Here is a 19,653-nt window from a genome sequence, read left to right as displayed (position 1 = left end):
GGTTAAGTTATGCTACTGTCAATCGCTGCCTTTTTAGGCAGCGCATTGGCGATAGGTTTGTTTTACCGCGCTTGGCAAAGCACACAGATCGCCTTTAAACGTATAGCTAAACTCTCGGCATTGTTGTTAATGCTGGCGAGTTTAAGCCTTTGGGTTACAGAGTACGGCCCTGAATTAGGTACCTGCTACGCAGTGGTCGCTTTCTCGTTACAAGCATGGAGTTGGATTTATCTCGCCCGACAACGAATAAGTAAAGATGTAAAACGCGTCGATTTACCGTTCGCATCTGGATTGACTACCCCGTCTACCGCTATTGCTTTTAACGCCCTTGTAAAACTACTTGGCAGTGTGTTTTTAAGTGCTATTTGCGCCATGTTAGTTACCGTAGTGTGGACAACAGCGCTTAGCATGAGCAAAGTAAACCAGATTTCACTGGGAATTTACACCATGCCTCTATTATGGGGATGTGGCGCATACTGGCTTTGTGCAGACAGTAAACTATGGCGCCCGGTTGGGGTGTTGAGTGTACTAAGCGCGTTAAGTTACTTCTACTTGTATAGTATATAAAATGAGTATTTCTATTTCTCCCAGCGCAAATAAAAGCGCCTTAAAAAGTCACGCTTGGTTAGGACTAGCCGTTAGTGTGTTGATGTATTGGGTGTGCTTTTCAGGCACTTTATCTGTTTTCTCTCAAGAACTTCTGCGATGGGAACAACCCCATATTGCAGATAATCTAGATTACACCCCTGGCAGCATTCAAAATGCTTATGAACGCTTTCTCACAATGAAAGAGGGTCAAACACAGGGAAACATTGTCATTCGCTTGCCTACGCACGATTTGCCACGCGCACGCATTAGTGCAGACGGTGAGTATTGGAATATTTCTCCAACCGGCGAATTAAGTGAACCATCCACAACCCCTATTACTGATTTAATCGTTGATTTACACACCGCCCTGCATCTACCTGAAGACATCGGAATGATGGCTGTCAGTGTTTTGGGTGCTATTTTGAGTGCATTGATTATCTCTGGCATTGTTGCTCACAGACGTATTTTTAAAGATGCCTTTCGCTTGCGAACAGGTAACAACGAGCAGCTTACACAAGGCGACTTACACAATAGAATGAGCGTGTGGGGCTTACCTTTTCACTTGATGATTGCGCTAACCGGCGTTTATTTTGGTTTAGCGTCGTTTTTAACGTCCATTTATGCCGATACTTTATATGAAGGAAACAAGCTCGATCTGTTTGCCGACATTTATGGTTCATCAATTCAGCTTGAACATCAGCCAGCCATTGCGAATATAGAAAAAGCGCTGACCGACATAATGAAAATGGAGCCCAATACCCAGCCCATTTTTGTTACTTTGGAAAACGCGACCAAAGACAATCAGTATATTCTGCTCGGCTCGCAGCACTTGGATAAGCTCATTTATTCAGAACAATACCGCTTTGATGCCAGTGGACAATACATCGATAAAGTCGGTTATTCAGATGGTGATGCTGGCCAACAAGCGATATTTTCTGTATATCGCATACACTTCGGCCACTTCGGTCCAGAAGCAATGAAGATATTCTTCGGATTAATGGGGTTCGCGTTAACCATTATTTCTGTTACCGGCATAAATTTGTGGTTGGCAAAACGCGCTAAGCAAGATGCCTTAAACCAGCTTTGGCTGGGTTTCGTGTGGGGCACGCCTATCGCATTTATTTGGGCAGCATTGTTAGAGTTAACGCTGGCGCTGCCCACAAAACCTGTTTTCTGGGTAACATTGACAGCTATTCTTATCGCTTCACTAATGCAAAAAGTGCTTATGAAAACTCACTTGGTGCTGTTGAATTGTCTCGCCGCCTTGTTAGTTGTATTGGCCATTACTCACTTTGCTGTTCACTACCCTAGTTCGTTAGTCATGAACTCGCTCATTATAGACAGCGCGTTTATCGTTTTTGCCCTGTGCGTATGGCGCTACCTATACTCGCGATTAAAGAAAGGCTGGAATGTATAGGCACATTGGTTCTAATGGGATCTGATAGAATTGAGGCAAAGTGAACATGCTTACTTATACCAATCCGGTATGCGGATTGGTATTGTTGTCAGCGTGGTCAACAGTAAAAAGCCTTCCATTTGGAAGGCTTTTCCTTTCTAAAGTATGTTAAGAAACGCCACCAGCGCATTTATTTCATCATCGCTTAAATCAAGTGGCTGTATAAGCGGGGTCGTTTTGGGATAGTGCGGATCCATTGCGTTCTTTCTATTCGGTTTTGGCCTAAAGCCTCCCGCATTGTATTGTTCAATCATGGGTCTGAATTGCACAAACAGCCCATTGTGCATCCAAGGGCCAGTTTTAGAGACACCTAATAGTGATGGAGTTCTAAACTTCCCAATGTCCTGTACATTTTGAGTGAACTCACTTCTTCCCAAGTCCTCAAAAGACAAGCCGTAACGGTGAAACCCTGTAACGTGGAAATCATTATCGCTAAGCAGTGCACCTTCGTGACATGTCATGCATTTCGCTTTCGTTCTAAAAAGATGTAATCCTTCTAGCTGAGATTCAGAAAGCATAGCTTGTGCTTTTTTAGGCATTTCTTGAGCCAAAGCAATAAAGCGTTGATACTTCGAGTCTGGCGGTGGGATTGTACGTTCAAACGCAACCAGAGCCATCGCTAACATCGCTGATGTGATGTGCTCTTTTCCGTAGGCTTCGTCAAACGCTGCTTTATAGTATGTCGAAGTATTTAAGCGCTTTAGTGCTTCTTCCAATGGCAAATCCATTTCTATTGGATTTTCTATTGGCTTTAACGCTTGCTCAGTGGCAGTTTGCGCCCGACCATCCCAAAAAAAGCTTTGCCAGTGGTCAATACCAAAAATAGCCGGGGTATTGCGATTACCTATCTGCTCTCTCACTCCTTTAGCACTGCGCAAGCCATCTTGGAATGACAGCGACTTTACATGACAACTTGCACAGCTCACCGTATTGTCTCGTGACAAAATAGGGTCGTTAAAGAGTTTTTCACCTAGCTTTATTTGTTGCTCAGTCGCCAAAGAGCCAATTGGCGTTAGCGGCGACAAAGCGAGTGGCGCATGGCCATCAGCGGTTATCGCTGCTGGCCATTCGTCAATAGGCGCGGCATACCATTCTCGCAATGCGTCGCCAGCAACCGCTGTTGTTACCAGAAAGCTGCAAGCAGTGGCGAATAACCTGATTAGTGCCATTGATAACCCACTTCAAACCAAATTGAACGACCGGTCTCTATACCCGAAGTGCCTGAGGTAACGGAATAAGTTCGAGCGTCAAAGAGGTTTTGAACATCCACTCTAAACCGCAGAGCATGATCTCCTACTACTTCAGGTACCCAAGTAGCAGACGCATTAACCAAAAAGCGACTTGGAACGTTCACTAGCTGATAAACAGGAACATTAAGTACCTCTTCACCATCACAAATAGAACAAATACGCAAAAGCTGTCCGCTAGACTGCACATCGTCAGTAGCAACATAATCGTCAAATGCCTGGCGATAGGAGCCTGTTACGCTAGTTGTGAAGGTGTCGGTCCATCCTGTTGTCCAGCCCACATTAAACGCCAGCGGCTGTGAAAACTCAGTTTTAGCAAGACTTAAATTGTTGAGCGTCGTTTCGACATAGGTAAAGCCTGTCTCTTCATCTCCGCTGCGTAAGAAGATAAGCTCATCAATAGGCGCTACATCTACGTCTTCTTCGTCGAAACTGACTTCTTCACTTATTTGGTAGGTGGTATTAAACCAAAAACTACTGGTATTAAATTGCCATGCCCACGAAAGCGAAATACGGTCGTTTTGGCCTTTACCATTATTGGTTTGCGTACGGTAGTAGTAACCGTCTTCTGTGTTGTAAACGGGGTCGCCGCTCACGGAAATCTGATCGCGACGCCAGCGCTTAACATACTCAATGGCGTAATTCCCCCAGTCAGTAGCTTGCTTCCAACCAAGTACAATTTCATCGTTGTAAGGCGTATCCAGGTTTTCAAAACGATAGCGATAGTCGCTTCCACCAGATAAAGGCGACCAACCTTGGAGTTCACCATTTAATGCAATGCTTCGGCGTTCCAGCTGATAAGGCAGCTGTGCTTCTCGCACTGCGTAAGAAAGTAGGTTGGTATCGTAATAACGGTTCGCACCAAAAGTAATGAGCTTATCGCCATCGCCGAATAACCGGTAACCACCGCTAATACGGGGGGCAATGTTTACATTCTGTAGAAAGTCATCGTAATCCGCACGCAGCGCTGCGTTTAGTGTTACGTCGCCCAAGTCCATGCTGTCGGTAACGTGAAACGAAACATTTTGCACATTTACGTCGATGTATTCTTCAGGATACACGCTTCTCAATGCGAAATACTGAGGAGACGCAGTCACAATATTTGAATACGCCAATACGTGATCAGGATTGGTAAAATCTAGAGGCTGTCCAAGCTGTACCTCTAATTCTTCTATGGTCATTGACGTCGTTAAAGCTACGCAGTCGAACACCGCCCCGTTACAGTTCAGGTTACTCACCCCAGTGATCGGTGAGTTGTAAACGTAGGTATCGTAATACCGCTGTCGCTCCAGCGACTCATTATTATATTGAAACCCAGCTTTTATGCTGTGTTCAATATCCAACCAGTTAAACGCGTTAAACCTGACTAAATTATCGAAAAAGAGCGTTTGCTGAGTTTTGTCCAAGTCGCCGTATCCACCTTGGTTCGACACAGCGGCTTCTTGCGTGGGATCTCCTATTCCCCACTCCCTTCCAATAGCTTTAGCCCAAGGATAGTAGTGAGGGTTTGCGGAGCGCGAATTGTAACTCTCTGCGAAGCTAAGCGTTGACTCAAGCGCGAAACTATCAAAACCGTGCTCAACTTTAACGCTACTACTGAATCCGCCGCCTTCAATTTCAAAGTCGCTGTCAATTGCATTGGCTATGATGTCGTTGCTTGTATACGGCGAATAGTTAGCCGTTAACGTGAGCTTATCTACCCATAGATTTCGTTGGGTAAGTTTAACCAGTACGTTGGCGTTTTCGCGCTCAGTAGCAACCGGTTGATTTAGGCTTAACTTTGATATTTCACTGGTGGTGTAATTTGCTGAAACCAGCAAGTGGTAGTATTCGTTCAGCGCTTTGGCAAAATTAACGTTTAATATCTGCTTCTCAAAGGCAGGCTCATCAGGTGCCTCTTCATTGGTTTCGGTCACATCTTCAGCTAAAAAGGTTTTATAGCTATTCCAATCGCTTCGAGAAGTGCGATAGTTAAAACCAAATTCGGTTTCTTTATAGCTTTCGCGCGTTTCTACATCTACCACGCCGCCGCTGAAACTGCCGTATTGGGCAGGCACATTGTTGGTGTAAACCGTAATGCTATCTATAATTTGTTGATTAATGTTGAAGGTTTGCGTTGTACCTTCAACATCATTTATAAGCGTGTCATTTGAACGGTAAGAGCTTGGATCTTGGCGACTGTTAAAGTTCATACCGTCAAGGAAGAAACCGGTTTGCCATGCTTCAGCGCCCATAATTGACACCCGCTGTGCCTGAATCTCTCCTTGTTCAGACGCGTCATATTGCTCAGACCCAAGCACCACACCCGGCAATAGTCCGAGTAATTCGGTAAAGTCTCCGCCCGTGCGCGGCGTATACTCAATGAAGTTTCTATCTAGCGTAAAGCGCCCTTCAACTTCTGGCACTTGCAAGCCAATAAAACGACCTTCAACTAAGATACGTTCAATTTTTTTGGCATTCTCGTTTTCTTCCACACACGCCAATCGTTCAGCATCGGTCATCCTGTTCAATGCGTCTTCAGAAATGCAAACATCACTCGTAGGAGCAACTACATCTTGCTGCTGTTGGGCATTAGCAAACGTTGCGTTGGCTAATAACGACAACAGCAGCCCGCTAGGGGCTGCATATTTCATTAAAAATTACCTTATGCTTAATCTTTGTCTAGAGGGTTTAGATCGTTAGGATCTTCAATGCCGTCGTTATCAGCGTCGTTGTCTGTACTAAGTCCAGACTCAGAGATAGCGTCTTCGGTCGCATTTAATAAGAAAAAGTTGGGAAGACCATCATTGTCAGTATCTACGTTGGCTATTGCCGATGCTGGGAAGTCATCTTGGGTCGCCATTGTTTCCGCTATAACTGCAAATAAGGCTTCGCTATCCGCAGTGGTGTAGATTTCGTTAACAGATAACGACTGCGCGTCTTCGTAATTACCTAACCATGCATATTGCTCAATGAATGATTCGTAAAAATCGACGTTTTCGCTGTCTGCAAACTCAGATGTTGCTGCCAGTAAGCTTTCTAGTAAAGCAGCGCCTGTAGCTTTGATACTGCCGATAGCCTGAGCATATTCTTCATTCAGACCAGCATGCTTTTTAGTGGCAAGTAGTAGGTTGTCAATATTTAAAAAAGCGTTGCTGTCATCGGGTTCGAATACCGCTTCAAGCTCACCAAGAATATCGTCTACCGCATCAACCTTGTCTTCTATTGTGGCCGCGTTAGATACCGCTTCTACAGCCTGGTCGGCGATGGTAGAGAACATAGAGGCCGCCGTTTCAAGCTTGCCTAGCGACGCAAATGCATTGGCAATATAGATTCTGGATTCGAACAAGCTGCTAAGATCTTCATCGTCTCCTGCAAGGGCTTCTACATTGGCTTGAGCTGCGCTTATGGCACTTTGCATACCTTCTTCGTTACCCAGTGCACGCTGGATAAAAGCGGCATTGATAAACGCATTCATTTTTTGGAGCTCTGAGGCTTGGCTATCTTCGCCAAAGTACAAAGCCACTATATCTAAACACTTACCGTAGAGAGTATTTCGTGTTTCATTATCACCGCCAAATTCAGCGTAAAGCTCGACGAAACGACTACATCCGTAGTTTTCTACCAACTTATCTACGTTGTAACCAACGTCATCAAAATAAGCTTGAGTGGATAGCACGTCGATAGCCGCTGTTGTCATTTGTCGAGCTTCAGCATTCAGGCCTGAATAGTGTAAAAACCACGCTGCACGCTTATCCAGAAAACCAGCATCATCCTGTTCTACTAGGGCTTCAACCACGTATTCGGTGTCAGTGTAGGTCACAGTAAAGGTATGGGTAAGCGCTTCAATAAGCGGGGTAATATCTTCACCGTTAAATGCGTGGCTTACAATACTGTAAGCATAGTGATCGCGATACGCTTTCTTAGTGTCTAAATCTGTTGAGCCCTCTTCCTCTTCTACTAACATTAGCGGTAAATTACCAATAGCAGTCTCGGTAGAGTTTGCCGCAATATAATCTGGATAAAGAGCAGCGAAGGGGCCAGTCAGGTTACCCAGTCCCGTTGGGTAGCGACTTAACGTTTCTTCTGCATAGTCAGCCACATCAACGCGATAAGCATCGTCATAGTCAGCGGTCACATACATTGATATACCGCGTGCTAATGAGGTTTTTGCTCTGTGCGTCAGCTCTGCTTTCTGTTCATCGCTGCCGATTAGGCTAGCGGCATATGCGTAGCGCGTCGCTTCGACTAGCAGTAACGTACGACTAGTAAAATTGTTGTTTCCCCTTACCGTATTAAAGCTTGTGGTATCCGCAATGTGAATTGCGTAGTCTAACGCGGTAATGACTGATTCGTAGTTTAAATCAGACTGCTGCGTAGCGTAGGCTTCTACACGGCTCGCCAATAAGTCTGTAGCTAAAACGCCAAATTTTCCGTGTGCGCTGGTACGCGCTTGGGTCAAATCAGACAATTCTTCGGCGTAGGCTCGGGTGATGTTTAATACAACTACTGCAGAATCAAAGTCATCGGCGTCGATATAATCTTCAACAAGCTTTCGATAAAAGGTGGCATCACTTGTACTTAAGTTATCTAAACCAAGCTCGGCAATATACGCATTTTTCTGAACGACGGCTTCGGTTCTGAAAGTTTTTGCAGCGTCACTTTCCCCAATTCTTTCCAGTTCGTTAGCACTTAAGCGCAGCGCTTCAGCTTTACCTGAACGGGTGATGACCTTCTCATTGATAGTTTGTAAACTTAAGTCTGCAAAGCCTGCTACTGCATAGCCAACGGCAATATTGATGTAGGCATCTTCTGCCACTTCGGCGTCAGTAATGACAAAAACATCGTTCGTACCATCCCTTACCACCATATTTTCGGCGTTTGTAATATGTGAATGAGACGAAGCGTAATAGTAAGTAAGTTTATCTTCATTACTCACATACGAGGCACCTAAATCGATAGTACCAAGCACAGCCTCACCGATGCCATCTGACACACTCACTACAAAGCTGTCGTCAACCGTGGCAAGTTCGTTCGCGACAAAAGTAAACGCCCCAGTTGCGCTATCAATGTCTACTACACCTTGTTCAGGTTGGGCATTCACGGTAAACGTCAATGTATCCCCATCAACGTCTGTGGCCTCGATAATTCCGGTTGTTTCGCCGTTACTACCGACAACTAGCGATGAGGTCTGAATGACAGGTAAATCGTTTACATTTGTAACCGTAAAAGAAATCGATGCACTTACTGACTCGATACTGTCTGATACTGTGATGCTTGCCGTGTCTTCACCAAAGAAGTCGGCACTAGGGGTGTAAACAAAACTACCGTCTTGGCTCACGGTTAAGCTTCCATTAGAGGGGCTTGTACCCACTGAAAACCCTAGCGTGTCACCGTCTGAATCTGACGCCACAACCGTTCCGGTTGCGGTATTATCTTCAAGCGTAGTTATTGATAAACTAGCTTGGCTTAAGCTTGGCGCGTTATTGCCTCCACTTCCACCGCCGCATGCAGTTAACGCTAAAACAGACGTAGTCAAACACGCCAGTTTTACGTTAATTCTTCGTCTATTTTCTTTGTTTTGAACGAACTCAAGTGCCATGTATGCCAACTCCAAGCAAAAAGGGAGCGCATACTAATAAATAATGCAAATGATATCAATTCTCATTTGCTAAAAGTTCAAATCTTTACATTTCTTTATTCAAGAATTAAAAGCGGGAAACGAGGATCGTTTTCCGGCTGCCAGGGAGATGATATAAACTTGATGTTATTTACCCCCATTTTTTCTAGCAGTGCCGGAGTAGCCGTCCACCCTCTTGCCTTTTGTTCAACCGCTGCTTTAATCAGGTCTTTCGATAGCCCTATAGTAAGCAGTGCATGGTCGGTAGAAATACGTTCAAAAAACCGCTTTTCTCGGGCAACAGATCTTTGTGTGATATCGTCGTAATGTTGTCGAAGTTCTTGCCATTTTTTGCTTTTCTCTTCGCCCTCTAAATGCCTTACCATGGCGTCAATATCGCTGTCTCGCCAATAGGCTGAAGCCGCATCTCCATGCCAACCCAGTACCGCTTTTTCTCCAAGCCACTTGTTTTTACCCGCGGTGAATACGTAGTTTGCGCAAGAAGAAAAGCAAAATGTGCTCACTTTTACATCCAGGCTGTGTTCAAGAACAAACTCTCCTAAGTCCATTCCTAAATCTACATTGCCGCCACCACTGGTAATTGCCAAAGTAGTAGGTTTCACCTCTGCCTGTTTAAACAGTTCGAATGCATTTTCGTTGTTTTCTTTTGAGATCCCACCTTGGTAAACAAGAGTCTTTTCGTCCAAAAATACTTTGGCATGAAGGCCAAAACTCGTCGCTAGTAAAACAGGAAAAATCAAAAAAGCCACGTTTAAAAACAGTGGACGATGCGAAACTCGCTCAAAGAACATGATGAACCTTTAAAAAGATGGAAAGAGAAAAGTAGCAATGAAAAAGGACTAGATAACCTTGCTCTGCAGGAGCTTAACAAGACATACAAACGCTAGAAATGTTCGCGATTCTCGTAATAATCGTTACCGTTGAGATCTTCAAATAAAACGGTGATGTCCTTATCCTCTCCTACGAAGGGGCGAAGCGCAGTATCGATAACGTGAGCCACTGCAGTTTTGACATCCTGCCCGCGATCAAACCACAAAACTTCTACAAACGGATAAGCCGAAGAGGCTCCACCGGCCACAATGAACTGGCTCGCAATGTGCTCTACTGTGAAATGATCGTTAGGGGTGTCGGTCAATTTGGCAAACTGTTCAACGATTGAACCTGCAACCTCTTCTAACGCTGATTGCTCGATACCTCTTACGCGAATGTGCGGCATTTTTTGTCCTTTAATAACTCTTTAGTTTGTGTACCGGAATTTTCTAAACGGCATCATACCACGCTTTAAAAGCGTCTAGACTGAGGATTCGCCTTTAGTACGCGATGAATACCATACTATTCGGTAAAAGGGTAAAACGTTCTCACGGCAAATTAAGAATTATACCGAAACAGAATCTCGCACCACAACTTCACGCCATAAATGAGAACACTCTTCCACAAACTTTTTGTGAATAGGATGAAGCTGGTACTCATCTTGCGCTTCAACACTTTCAAATAGCATAAGTTCAGACACGTCAAACGAGTTATCTATCACGTCACGCTTTAGTGTATTGGCAGGCACACCAATGTGAAGCGAGTGAACTTGTGGGATAGCGCGCAACGATTGCAAACCAGCAATGAGCTTTTGCTTATCTTCTGTTGACGTTGGATCTTTCAGCCAGAAGTAAACCATATGAAGGATAGGTGGTAACTCAGCGTTTGTGGTGCGGGACGAATGCGCCATAGCGGGCAATGCAGATAGCGAAGCAAACGCTCCTGCGGTTGCTAAAAATTGTCGTCTTTTTGTATCTGCCATAATAGAGCCTGCTTACCTTAGCTGTAGATTTCTGTCATAAACATTGAACATGCTGATGTTTCTACAATGACATTGGATCTCAATTGAAGCAATAGGAACCCGTTCATCTTCGCGTAAACACACTTGTGAGCTCTGTCTTTCACTGCGAAATAGATCTGAACTCAATTAGCAAGGCAAGAAAGCGCCAGGAATTTAATATTCTGCATGTTGGCAAGCAACTTGAAAGATACCTAAAGAAACTGAATTTTAAACATATAAACAACGAGATTTTGACGCTATGCGCTTACCTACCAAACAGCTTATCAATAAAATTGAAAACTTATCTAATGGTCTAACGCCAGAGCAGCTAGCAAGCTTCCTCGATATTATTGACGCTATGACGGCATTGGTTGAAGAAGCTGGAGAGTTAAAAGGCGATAGCGACAACAAAAATGCTAGCCTCAGTACTGAGCTATCCGTACTCCACTAAGACTGGCCTTTTTAGGATTATCGCTCTGAGGTAACAACGGTGCTGCTATACCAAGCTGAATACCAGTATCAACACCAAGAACGACAAATATTCGTTTTTGCTCATTTGTAGTTCGTTTATGTTCGTTTTATGATGCATTCCTAGTAAATGTACATGGGAAGCTGCGTCAGAATTAGCACCTAACGGCCTGTTAGTTGAATGAACGGTTAATGCACTATTGCGCCACATAAAACGGTTTCAGCTTTCATTCTTCATAACATAGCTCTGTCGCTTCTTTTTCTGATCAATGCGTTGTACTGGTTAAAGATTAAAAGGAAGAATTATGTTACCTCTCACGGAACCAACGCTTTTCCGCCAGTGTGTTGCTGAATTCATAGGCACGGCAATTCTGATATTCTTCGGTGTTGGTGCCGTTGCAGCATTGGTATTAACAGGCGCCTCGTTCGGTCAATGGGAAATCAGTATTGTCTGGGGGTTTGGCGTCGCTGTTGCCATTTATTGTACTGCTGGCGTTTCCGGTGCACATATCAATCCAGCGGTAACTATTGCGCTTGCGCTTTTTCACGGTTTTGAAAAGCACAAAGTTGCCCCCTTCATTCTTTCCCAGTTTTTGGGGGCATTCGCTGCTGCTGCACTTATCTACGGGTTGTATCATCAACTTTTTATAGATTATGAACTCACTCATAACCTCTCGCGCGATAGTGTAGACGCTCTCACAACAGCAAGCATTTTCTCTACTTTTCCCCACAAAGCCCTTTCATTTTGGGGAGCCTTTGGCGTTGAGTTCGTTATCACTGCAGTTTTGATGTTCGCAATACTGGCATTGGGAGATGAAAATAACGGCGCATCCCGTGGAGCCATGAATCCGCTACTAATTGGTATTGTCATTGCTGTCATTGGCTCTTCTTTAGGGCCGTTGACCGGTTTTGCCATGAACCCAGCTCGCGATTTTGGTCCTAAGCTCTTTTCCTATATTGCAGGATGGGAGTATGCGCTTGATGGGGCGAAAGACATCCCCTACTTTATTGTGCCTATTGTAGCGCCTATATGTGGAGCATGCTTTGGCGCTTGGCTGTACCCTGTATTAATAGGTCATTCCCTTTCGCCAGAAAGTCGCGCCTGCACTATTCCAAACGATTGCGAAACTTCCGCTGTTACACAAACTTCTGAAGCGAGTGTTGATAGAGGGTAAGCTAACTATTGATATACGAGCGGCGATGGCCTATTTTACGCCGCGGTTGAACTTACAAAGAAGCATAGCGTGTGTTTTATTTAATAGCAGTAACTGTCCTGTGGGCATTTTCCTTTTCGCTCATAGGCGAGTTTTTGGCGGGCTCAGTAGACAGTTATTTTGCTGTTTTGACACGCATTGTGCTCGCCACACTTGTCTTCCTTCCTTTCCTTAGGCCAGCATTATTGAACCTTAAACAAAAGGTGATTCTGGCCAGTTTAGGTGCTGTGCAATTAGGGCTGATGTACATCTTCTTCTATCACGCATTTTTGTTTTTAAGCGTGCCAGAAGTGTTGCTTTTCACCATTTTTACGCCGCTTTATGTCGCCATTTTGAACGACGCCCTGTTTAAGCGGTTTACCCCGTTTTATTTATTGTGCGCACTTATTGCCACCGCAGGTGCAGCCATAATTCGCTTTGACGGCGTGACTGATAACTACTGGTTTGGTTTTGCCATTGTTCAGGGTGCTAATCTTTCCTTTGCACTAGGACAAGTGGGTTATAAAAAGCTGACCTCGACTTTTACAGCCCAAGTACCCTATCACAACGTATTCGCGTGGTTTTATTTAGGCGCGTTAGTTGTAGCCTTGCCCGCTTTTTTCCTTTTCGGCAACCCAAGTCAACTACCGCAAAATACCGAGCAATGGGGAGTGCTACTGTGGTTGGGTATTGTGGCATCAGGGCTTGGATACTACTTTTGGAACCAGGGGGCACTAGCCGTTTCTGGTGGTACGTTAGCTATTATGAATAACGCACTTATTCCAGCGGGGCTTGTGGTTAATTTACTGCTTTGGCAAAAAGACACCGACTTTTCTCGCCTGCTTCTTGGCGGTGCCATCATTGCTATTGCACTTTGGATGTCTCATCAACACACTAAGAAGCAGAAACAGTTATAAGCCTCAAAAAGGCCAAAGCTACGCAGGACTATACTCACTCACCATGGTGTAGTCTTTGCGCGGCCCAATGACCTGCCACGTAGAGCGCCACACAGGCCACGTTGTGAAGTCATAGCGCACCACGTAATTATCATCGCCGCACAAGTGCTCAGCGTTTGGGTTGGTCGCACTGAAAGAATGAAAATAGCGCTTATCGTCAAATAACACTTCAAATAAACCGGTTTGAGGCTGCTGCCAGAAATACCGACGTTCTGCGAGCATTACGCTTTCGTTAGGCGCAGTTACTTCGCCTTTTTCGTAATACGCCAAGCCGCTTTTTTCTTTTTGTACACTGCCTTCCAGCCAGCTGAATTCAGCCTCGCCAGAAAAGGTAAATACATCGCCATTTCGCTGGATGATTTTGCGCGTTAGCGTCCATCGTCCAGCAAAATCGTCCAAGGTATGAGGAGAATTAACTGTCATTGCGCCGTCCTTACCAAAAATAGGTAACAGTGGCAGAATATTGGTCGCCGCGACCCGGCGTTCCTGGGATTTCTTCAAAGCGCTCATCCCACAAGTTATCGACTGCCAATACCAGACTTAACCCTTCAACCTGAGCAGGTGAATATGTGAGAGTGACATGTGAGAAAAACGCAGAGTCATCGCCGTTTCTAAGCGCATTGGTTTCTTGTTTCCGCCACTCGTTGTCAATGCGCACTTCAACCGTATCGGTTGCAAACCACACCACCCCAAGGGTGGCGCGATGCGGCGGATAGTTAAGCGCGTAAAAGCTCGCGTCTACCTCATCAATTCGATAGTCTTCAGACTTATCTAAATAGGTGTAGCTGGCCACCACATCTGCGCTTTCAAAGCGTTTAATGGCAATCACCTCAACACCTAAGGTTTCGATATCAACCGGGTTTGCACTGCGAGCTGAAGTAGCATCGAAGCTATACGTCCAATCTGTCAGCTCGTTATCCCAGCGATAGAATACGGCGGTATCAACTTTGAAAGACGTTTTATCAAATGAAGCCCCAATCTCTAGGTTTTTGCTGACTTCTCGCTGTAACTGGTTGTTACTTCTAAACAGACCGCTTGTGGTACTGCCGCCTACAGCAGTGTAGCCAGCCACCTGCGTCGCCTCTGCATACGAAAGATAGAGTGTACGCGAGGCATTGCTCCCTGCTTGGGTAAGCCAGCTAATATCGCCCACAAAAGACAGTCGGTCATCGTCGCGATTTGTATCGTCAAACGCCCCACCTAAACGAATGGTAAGCGATTCATTGCTGTTCAACTGAGTTCGATACTCGGGCACTACGCTTATTTTGTAGTAGTCGCGAGAGGTGAAATTGTTCTCTAGTGTGGTTGACGTGATGTCGTCTGCAGTAAGCTGTGCTGCGTAGTTAATACCGAATTCTTGCGAAACATTATGAGTACCGGAAAATGCCAATGACTTCACTTGGGTTTCATGAAACGCCTGAAACGCTTCAGGATTTTCACGTGAGAATACGTAATGGTCGTCATTCTCTCTGTAGTAAGCAGAAACTTCAAAGGTATTTTTCATGCTCTCTTCGCCGTAGCGCTGTTTGTGATTTAGCATGACCAAACGGGTTTGAATGTCTTCTGTCTCGTTTACATTAAAAGGCGTATACAAGTTAGGCCAGCCAAAAAATTTTTGCTGAAAGCCATAAAACACGTCGGTTTGTGAGTCATTACTTGCCAGCTGAATACGCCCTGACGCGCGTTCGAAATTATGATCGCCATTAGCAATAGTGCCATCACTTTCAGAGCGAGAATACTCCCCTTCAATCCCAACAGACCAACCGGGTAAATCACTAAGCGCGTGCTTTACTGCACCGTGTACACGCTGCAAATTGAAGTTGTTATTACCTATTCCCACTGACACACTGCCTGCTGTTTGGATGGGACGCCAGCCATAAGACACGGTACCTACAGAGCTATTTACGCCGTAAAGCGCGTTATCGACGCCCGTGAAAATACTCGGCTTCGTCAACATTTCTGGCGCAATAGGAATCTCGGCGAAATAGTGCCCCGTTTGCGGGTCGATCAGCGTTGCGCTTCCTATGCGAAAACCCGTGTTTTCGAATATACCGCCGCGAATAGTCACGTCAGCCTGCGCTTCTGCCATGTTTCTTGATTGCAAATCGACTCGCGGATCGTACTCTAAGTTAGATATAGGTGAATTAAACGTCCCTACCGGCTTGTTGTTCGCCGTCGCCGCCCCTTCAATCGTAATTTTTTCTACGCCTTTTTCGTTGCTGTTCACGCCAGAGTTAACGTTTGATGAATCAACACTTTCAGCGGCCATGGCGGTAAAAGGTAAAGTACAAAAGAGCAAAGGTAGGATTGTGTGACGCATTCAGTGTCCTAGTTAAAAATTTAGGTTCAGCCTGCAGGCAAGAGTAATAAAAACGCGAAGTGTATAGCATTAGCAGACCGAGGAAAACGCTGCGCAGGTGAGTTTAGACCAGTAAGTTTATGTTTACTTACAGCTCTGCACATTTCTATTTATCAATATAAACAGACTGTATGTATCTGTAGCAGCCCGCAATAATTATCAATCTCACCTTATTGTCTGCTTACCTTCCTTTCTAAAAGAAACGAGATAACATAACATTCACGATCTCTACAAAACCTGCCAAAGACACGTAATACCTTGCTTATGCTTGATCTTAAAAGAAGGGATCACGCGCTTCATCGATGCGCTAGATTTTGCGCCCACCATTGTTAGACAAAACAACTCTGGCGGCATGTTCGATAGCTTTGCGAACCGAGGTTTTTCTGGCGATGAAAATAACCCATCGGGTTATTTAATAAACGGCTTCAACGTGCGTGGCTATAGCGGTAATAGAAGCACGGTTAATGTTCAAACCACAAAGATCAACACGCTCTAGAGTGTGTGACTCACAAAGATCCAAGTACCAACCGAAACAAGCACAATGCCACCAAATGTCTCTGCTCGCTTACCTATCAATGTTCCCATAACACTGCCCAACATAATGCCAATAGTTACCATAGAAAAAGTGGCTATCCCAATTAACGTCGCAGCAATAGCAATGTTCACGTCAATTAGCGCGAGACTTGCACCCACTGCCATTGCGTCGATGCTTGTGCCTAACGCAGTAATACACAACAAAATAAAGGATTGTTTTTGAGACGTCGACTCTTCTTCGGCAGGTTTCAGGCTCTCGAGTACCATATGAATACCTAAACCAGAAAGAATGATTAGCGCAATCCAATGATCCCATGCTTCAACGTATGAAGACGCCGCGCGACCAATGAACCAGCCTATAAATGGAGTTGTTGCCTCTATAAGTCCGAACAAAAGGCCAATTTTGAGGGCAAAACTTAAACGAGGGCGATTGATTTTGACACCTTTGCCTATCGCGGCGGCAAACGCATCTGTTGACATAGCAAAGGCTAGCAAGATAAGAGCGAAGATACTCATAGTTTTAGAACTCCGGTCAGGCTAATTGAGTCCACGACAAATCCGCACGCCTGACCTTTAAGCGTGGACTTATCGATGGTCTCGCCAACCAAGAGGTGTTTGTACCATGGTAATGTGACCAATTATGTTGATACAAACTTTTCCATTCGAAACGGAAACAGGCTACTCCCCAACCGAGGGGCCTACGGTAATACAGCCGCTTTAAACTAATCAAGTTGATTGCGACAAACTGTCCAACTTGAGATATAAATGACGGCATGTTCACGCTCTTTCGATTGCACATATTCCACCAGTGGTCATACACTCAATTTTATTAAGTGTCGGCAACCAAGTATTTTTTTCCAGCGTTACGCTTTGCGCCTCTCTCCTACTCATGGACTCCCTGAATAAGCCGTTGTCTTAGCGAGTTAACGATTTCATTGTTCATCTCTTTCCTCAGCCCGTACAATAGAAGCACTTCGTTGTTGCAGCGCCAGTGTTTCTGGCTCGCACGGTGTAATTCGACAACTCATTGCTAAAAGAGACTTTTTTATGAGAATTCTACTTTCCATTGCCTTCGTTGCCATTCTTGCAGGCTGCGCTACTCTCTCTCAACTGGCGGTTTACACTGTATCTAATGCCGAGTTAGAACAAGTGCTTGATAGCCAAGTGAGTAAGTTGCAAAAGCAAACGTCACTTGCTGGTATTCCTCTTTATTTAGACGTGGAAGATATGACAGCAACCATAGGCCCAGATGGCAGAGACGTGGTTCAGTTAGGCGCTATTGCCACGGCGCGTATTAGTGCATTTGGGTTGAACTACCCTGCAAAAGTAAGTCTAGCTTTGGAAGGCACGCCTTATTACGACAGTGAAGAAAAAGCGATTTTTGTGCGCTCATTGTCTCTACTTGATAGCACAATTGATGCTGGCGGCTTTAAGGGTAATTTAGCCCCTGTAAGTGGCGAATTCATGCAGCTCATCAACGGCTATCTAGCCACTAACCCCGTTTATCGCTTAGACCCTGCGAACAAAGCAGTAAGCATGCTTTCAACGGTACCTTTACAGCTAACTGTAGAGCAAGGGCAGCTTGCACTTCGACCTAAACAATAATCATTGAAAAAACATATGAAGTGTCGAGATTGTTAATGGTAAAAGGTGCAAAAGTAACCTGAGCCTCGATGCTCGCAAACAGATTTTCCCATTCAGTGAAATAGGCAGGCATAGTGACAGAACGTATCAAAACACTAGATGAATTCGCAAAGCACGTAGATTACTCTTTGCTGAATACCCTTACCCCAGACCCGCAGTCGACGTGCGATGGTGACGACCATGACCCGCGCCAAGTGTTCTCAGGTCACTATGTGCCAGTTACTCCGACCCCATTAACTGCACCGACGTACGTTGCTCATAGCGAAACGCTGTTTGCCGAATTAGGCTTAGACGATAGCTTGGCAACATCTAAAGATTTCACCCAGCTGTTCTCAGGGGACATGTCGGATGTACCTGCTCCAATGAAGCCCTTCGGCTGGGCAACCGGCTACGCACTTTCTATTTACGGTACGGAGTACACACAGCAGTGCCCGTTTAGAACAGGTAACGGCTACGGCGACGGCAGAGCAATTTCTATCGTTGAAGCAGTATTAAACGGCAAGCGTTGGGAAATGCAGTTAAAAGGTGCGGGTCGCACGCCTTATTGTCGCGGCGCAGACGGGCGCGCCGTATTGCGCTCAAGCGTGCGCGAATTTTTAGTGCAAGAACACATGCATGCGCTTGGCATTCCGACCTCACGTTCGCTGAGCTTGTTTATGTCTGAATCAGACACGGTAGACAGGCCGTGGTATCGCGAAGGGTCTCATTCCTATGAACCTGAAGTGATGGTAGAAAATATAACGGCCATATCCACCCGCGTGGCGCCCTCCTTTTTGCGCGTAGGCCAAATAGAGCTTTTTGCTAGGCGAGCTCGCTGCAACGAACACAGCGAAGCGTTAAACGAACTAGAAGCCATTGTTAAGCACCTTATTGAGCGAGAGTACTCAAGTGAAATTGACATAACCACGTTGTTTGAAGAGCAAGTAGTAACGCTGGCTGCACTATTTCGAGACCGGCTAACGCGTCTAGTTTCTGGTTGGGTTCGCGTCGGTTATTGCCAGGGCAATTTTAATAGCGATAACTGCGCCGCAGGAGGCTTTACGCTGGATTATGGGCCATTCGGCTTTTGTGAGTTTTTTGAAGCAGACTACCAGCCTTGGACAGGCGGCGGTCGTCACTTCTCGTTTTTAAACCAGCCCATTGCTGCGCAAAAGAATTTTGATATGTTCTGCCGCTCACTAATGCCACTACTAGAAGGCAACAGTAAACAGCTCTCTAAGCTTAACGAGATCAACGACGGTTTTTCTGGCGTTATGGAAAGCGCTATGGAGAGCATGTGGGCAACAAAGCTTGGTACTGCCAGCTACGACCACGACTTGCTGATTAAGCTGCTGCAATTAATGCTGCGCACAGGCGTGGACTACAATCTGTTTTTCCGAGAGCTATCGTCAATGCCTGAAGATATGGCGAGCTTGACGAAAAGCTTTTACTACCCGCCTAAAGCAGAGGTCATGACAGAATGGGAAGCATGGCTACAAACATGGCGTGAGCGCATTGAAAAGGACGCCGAAACACAAGGTGATGTTACAAACGCTATTGCTGCTACCGCAGAGAATATGCGCAAAGCAAACCCTAAATTCACATGGCGCGAATGGTTAATTGTGCCTGCCTATAAAGCCGCAGAGAAAGGTTACTTTACGCCAATTCACGAACTTCAGAAGATACTTACTGCGCCTTATGATGAGCAATCAAAAGAGGTAGAGAATAAGTACTACCAGCTGCGCCCACTTGAATTTTTCAGTGCGGGCGGAGTCGCGCACTACAGCTGCTCTTCGTAA

The 19,653-nt window shown here is 45.3% G+C and carries 16 protein-coding genes, 1 pseudogene and 1 riboswitch; of the genes and pseudogenes, 8 read left to right on the top strand and 9 right to left on the bottom strand.

Annotated elements, in window-relative coordinates; translation table 11 throughout:
* Positions 1-9 precede the first annotated feature (9 nt).
* Entirely contained in the window at positions 10-567 is a 558-nt protein-coding gene (locus BZA03_RS04865; RefSeq protein ID WP_110288134.1) for a hypothetical protein, read from the top strand.
* 1 nt (position 568) lies between these two features.
* Positions 569-2,005 carry a PepSY domain-containing protein gene (locus BZA03_RS04860; protein ID WP_039235401.1) on the top strand — a complete coding sequence of 479 codons (1,437 nt, stop codon included), beginning with the start codon at positions 569-571 and terminating at the stop codon, positions 2,003-2,005.
* A gap of 137 nt (positions 2,006-2,142) precedes the next feature.
* Here BZA03_RS04860 and BZA03_RS04855 read toward each other — a convergent pair whose 3' ends face one another.
* The 6 genes from BZA03_RS04855 to BZA03_RS04830 form a co-directional block, all read right to left on the bottom strand.
* On the bottom strand, positions 2,143-3,213 hold the full coding sequence (locus tag BZA03_RS04855) for a cytochrome-c peroxidase (protein WP_110288133.1): 1,071 nt from the start codon (positions 3,211-3,213) through the stop codon (positions 2,143-2,145).
* Positions 3,204-5,924: a TonB-dependent receptor plug domain-containing protein gene (locus BZA03_RS04850; protein ID WP_110288132.1), complete on the bottom strand. Its 2,721-nt coding sequence runs from the start codon at positions 5,922-5,924 to the stop codon at positions 3,204-3,206. The genes BZA03_RS04855 and BZA03_RS04850 overlap by 10 nt, the downstream gene beginning before the upstream one ends.
* 17 nt (positions 5,925-5,941) lie before the next feature.
* Positions 5,942-8,872: a cadherin-like domain-containing protein gene (locus tag BZA03_RS04845; protein ID WP_110288131.1), complete on the bottom strand. Its 2,931-nt coding sequence runs from the start codon at positions 8,870-8,872 to the stop codon at positions 5,942-5,944.
* Positions 8,873-8,967: 95 nt separating this feature from the next.
* A complete protein-coding gene (locus BZA03_RS04840; protein WP_258364600.1) occupies positions 8,968-9,660 on the bottom strand; it encodes a hypothetical protein in 693 nt (230 codons plus the stop codon).
* 134 nt (positions 9,661-9,794) lie between these two features.
* Positions 9,795-10,127, bottom strand: coding sequence for a DUF1904 family protein (locus BZA03_RS04835; protein WP_110288129.1), 333 nt, complete (start codon positions 10,125-10,127; stop codon positions 9,795-9,797).
* Positions 10,128-10,286: 159 nt separating this feature from the next.
* Positions 10,287-10,703 carry a Dabb family protein gene (locus tag BZA03_RS04830; RefSeq protein WP_110288128.1) on the bottom strand — a complete coding sequence of 139 codons (417 nt, stop codon included), beginning with the start codon at positions 10,701-10,703 and terminating at the stop codon, positions 10,287-10,289.
* 277 nt (positions 10,704-10,980) lie between these two features.
* Between BZA03_RS04830 and BZA03_RS04825 the strand changes: the two genes are divergently transcribed.
* The 3 genes from BZA03_RS04825 (at position 10,981) to BZA03_RS04815 (ending at position 13,299) form a co-directional block, all read left to right on the top strand.
* Positions 10,981-11,172: a hypothetical protein gene (locus tag BZA03_RS04825; RefSeq protein ID WP_014950632.1), complete on the top strand. Its 192-nt coding sequence runs from the start codon at positions 10,981-10,983 to the stop codon at positions 11,170-11,172.
* 322 nt (positions 11,173-11,494) lie between these two features.
* A complete protein-coding gene (locus BZA03_RS04820) occupies positions 11,495-12,364 on the top strand; it encodes an MIP/aquaporin family protein (protein ID WP_110288127.1) in 870 nt (289 codons plus the stop codon).
* 71 nt (positions 12,365-12,435) lie between these two features.
* Positions 12,436-13,299: a DMT family transporter gene (locus tag BZA03_RS04815; RefSeq protein WP_039226058.1), complete on the top strand. Its 864-nt coding sequence runs from the start codon at positions 12,436-12,438 to the stop codon at positions 13,297-13,299.
* An 18-nt stretch (positions 13,300-13,317) separates the two neighbouring features.
* On the opposite strand, the gene BZA03_RS04810 is transcribed toward BZA03_RS04815, so the two are convergent.
* Positions 13,318-13,761, bottom strand: a complete 444-nt coding sequence (locus BZA03_RS04810; RefSeq protein WP_110288126.1) for a DUF6314 family protein — start codon at positions 13,759-13,761, stop codon at positions 13,318-13,320.
* Positions 13,762-13,771: 10 nt separating this feature from the next.
* Complete coding sequence (locus BZA03_RS04805) at positions 13,772-15,658, bottom strand: TonB-dependent siderophore receptor (protein ID WP_110288125.1); 1,887 nt, start codon at positions 15,656-15,658, stop codon at positions 13,772-13,774.
* Between the two features lie 310 nt (positions 15,659-15,968).
* On the opposite strand from BZA03_RS04805, the pseudogene BZA03_RS04800 reads away from it, so the two are divergent.
* Positions 15,969-16,181: pseudogene (locus tag BZA03_RS04800) on the top strand (TonB-dependent receptor plug domain-containing protein); the annotation flags it as partial.
* An 8-nt stretch (positions 16,182-16,189) separates the two neighbouring features.
* Here the strand turns inward: BZA03_RS04800 and BZA03_RS04795 are convergent.
* Positions 16,190-16,747 carry a manganese efflux pump MntP family protein gene (locus BZA03_RS04795; protein WP_014950655.1) on the bottom strand — a complete coding sequence of 186 codons (558 nt, stop codon included), beginning with the start codon at positions 16,745-16,747 and terminating at the stop codon, positions 16,190-16,192.
* Between the two features lie 53 nt (positions 16,748-16,800).
* Positions 16,801-16,927: riboswitch (yybP-ykoY riboswitch) on the bottom strand.
* 351 nt (positions 16,928-17,278) lie between these two features.
* Here BZA03_RS04795 and BZA03_RS04790 point away from each other — a divergent pair.
* Together BZA03_RS04790 and BZA03_RS04785 are read left to right on the top strand one after the other, a co-directional pair.
* On the top strand, positions 17,279-17,836 hold the full coding sequence (locus tag BZA03_RS04790; RefSeq protein ID WP_110288124.1) for a DUF1439 domain-containing protein: 558 nt from the start codon (positions 17,279-17,281) through the stop codon (positions 17,834-17,836).
* 113 nt (positions 17,837-17,949) lie between these two features.
* Positions 17,950-19,653, top strand: coding sequence for a protein adenylyltransferase SelO family protein (locus tag BZA03_RS04785; RefSeq protein WP_110288123.1), 1,704 nt, complete (start codon positions 17,950-17,952; stop codon positions 19,651-19,653).

It is taken from the genome of Alteromonas sp. I10, from assembly GCF_003201515.1.
GTDB classification, from domain to species: Bacteria; Pseudomonadota; Gammaproteobacteria; order Enterobacterales; family Alteromonadaceae; genus Alteromonas; species Alteromonas macleodii.
Note: the sequence above shows the minus strand (reverse complement) of the source record. Positions and strands in the feature narration are given on the sequence as shown.

What these genes read in the sequence shown, in the direction of transcription:
- BZA03_RS04865 (WP_110288134.1), top strand. Translation starts at nt 10, where the DNA reads ATGCTACTGTCAATCGCTGCCTTTTTAGGCAGCGCATTGGCGATAGGT.
- BZA03_RS04860 (WP_039235401.1), top strand. Translation starts at nt 569, where the DNA reads ATGAGTATTTCTATTTCTCCCAGCGCAAATAAAAGCGCCTTAAAAAGT.
- BZA03_RS04805 (WP_110288125.1), bottom strand. Translation starts at nt 15,658, where the DNA reads ATGCGTCACACAATCCTACCTTTGCTCTTTTGTACTTTACCTTTTACC.
- BZA03_RS04835 (WP_110288129.1), bottom strand. Translation starts at nt 10,127, where the DNA reads ATGCCGCACATTCGCGTAAGAGGTATCGAGCAATCAGCGTTAGAAGAG.
- BZA03_RS04825 (WP_014950632.1), top strand. Translation starts at nt 10,981, where the DNA reads ATGCGCTTACCTACCAAACAGCTTATCAATAAAATTGAAAACTTATCT.
- BZA03_RS04810 (WP_110288126.1), bottom strand. Translation starts at nt 13,761, where the DNA reads ATGACAGTTAATTCTCCTCATACCTTGGACGATTTTGCTGGACGATGG.
- BZA03_RS04845 (WP_110288131.1), bottom strand. Translation starts at nt 8,872, where the DNA reads ATGGCACTTGAGTTCGTTCAAAACAAAGAAAATAGACGAAGAATTAAC.
- BZA03_RS04795 (WP_014950655.1), bottom strand. Translation starts at nt 16,747, where the DNA reads ATGAGTATCTTCGCTCTTATCTTGCTAGCCTTTGCTATGTCAACAGAT.
- BZA03_RS04830 (WP_110288128.1), bottom strand. Translation starts at nt 10,703, where the DNA reads ATGGCAGATACAAAAAGACGACAATTTTTAGCAACCGCAGGAGCGTTT.
- BZA03_RS04790 (WP_110288124.1), top strand. Translation starts at nt 17,279, where the DNA reads ATGAGAATTCTACTTTCCATTGCCTTCGTTGCCATTCTTGCAGGCTGC.
- BZA03_RS04850 (WP_110288132.1), bottom strand. Translation starts at nt 5,924, where the DNA reads ATGAAATATGCAGCCCCTAGCGGGCTGCTGTTGTCGTTATTAGCCAAC.
- BZA03_RS04820 (WP_110288127.1), top strand. Translation starts at nt 11,495, where the DNA reads ATGTTACCTCTCACGGAACCAACGCTTTTCCGCCAGTGTGTTGCTGAA.
- BZA03_RS04855 (WP_110288133.1), bottom strand. Translation starts at nt 3,213, where the DNA reads ATGGCACTAATCAGGTTATTCGCCACTGCTTGCAGCTTTCTGGTAACA.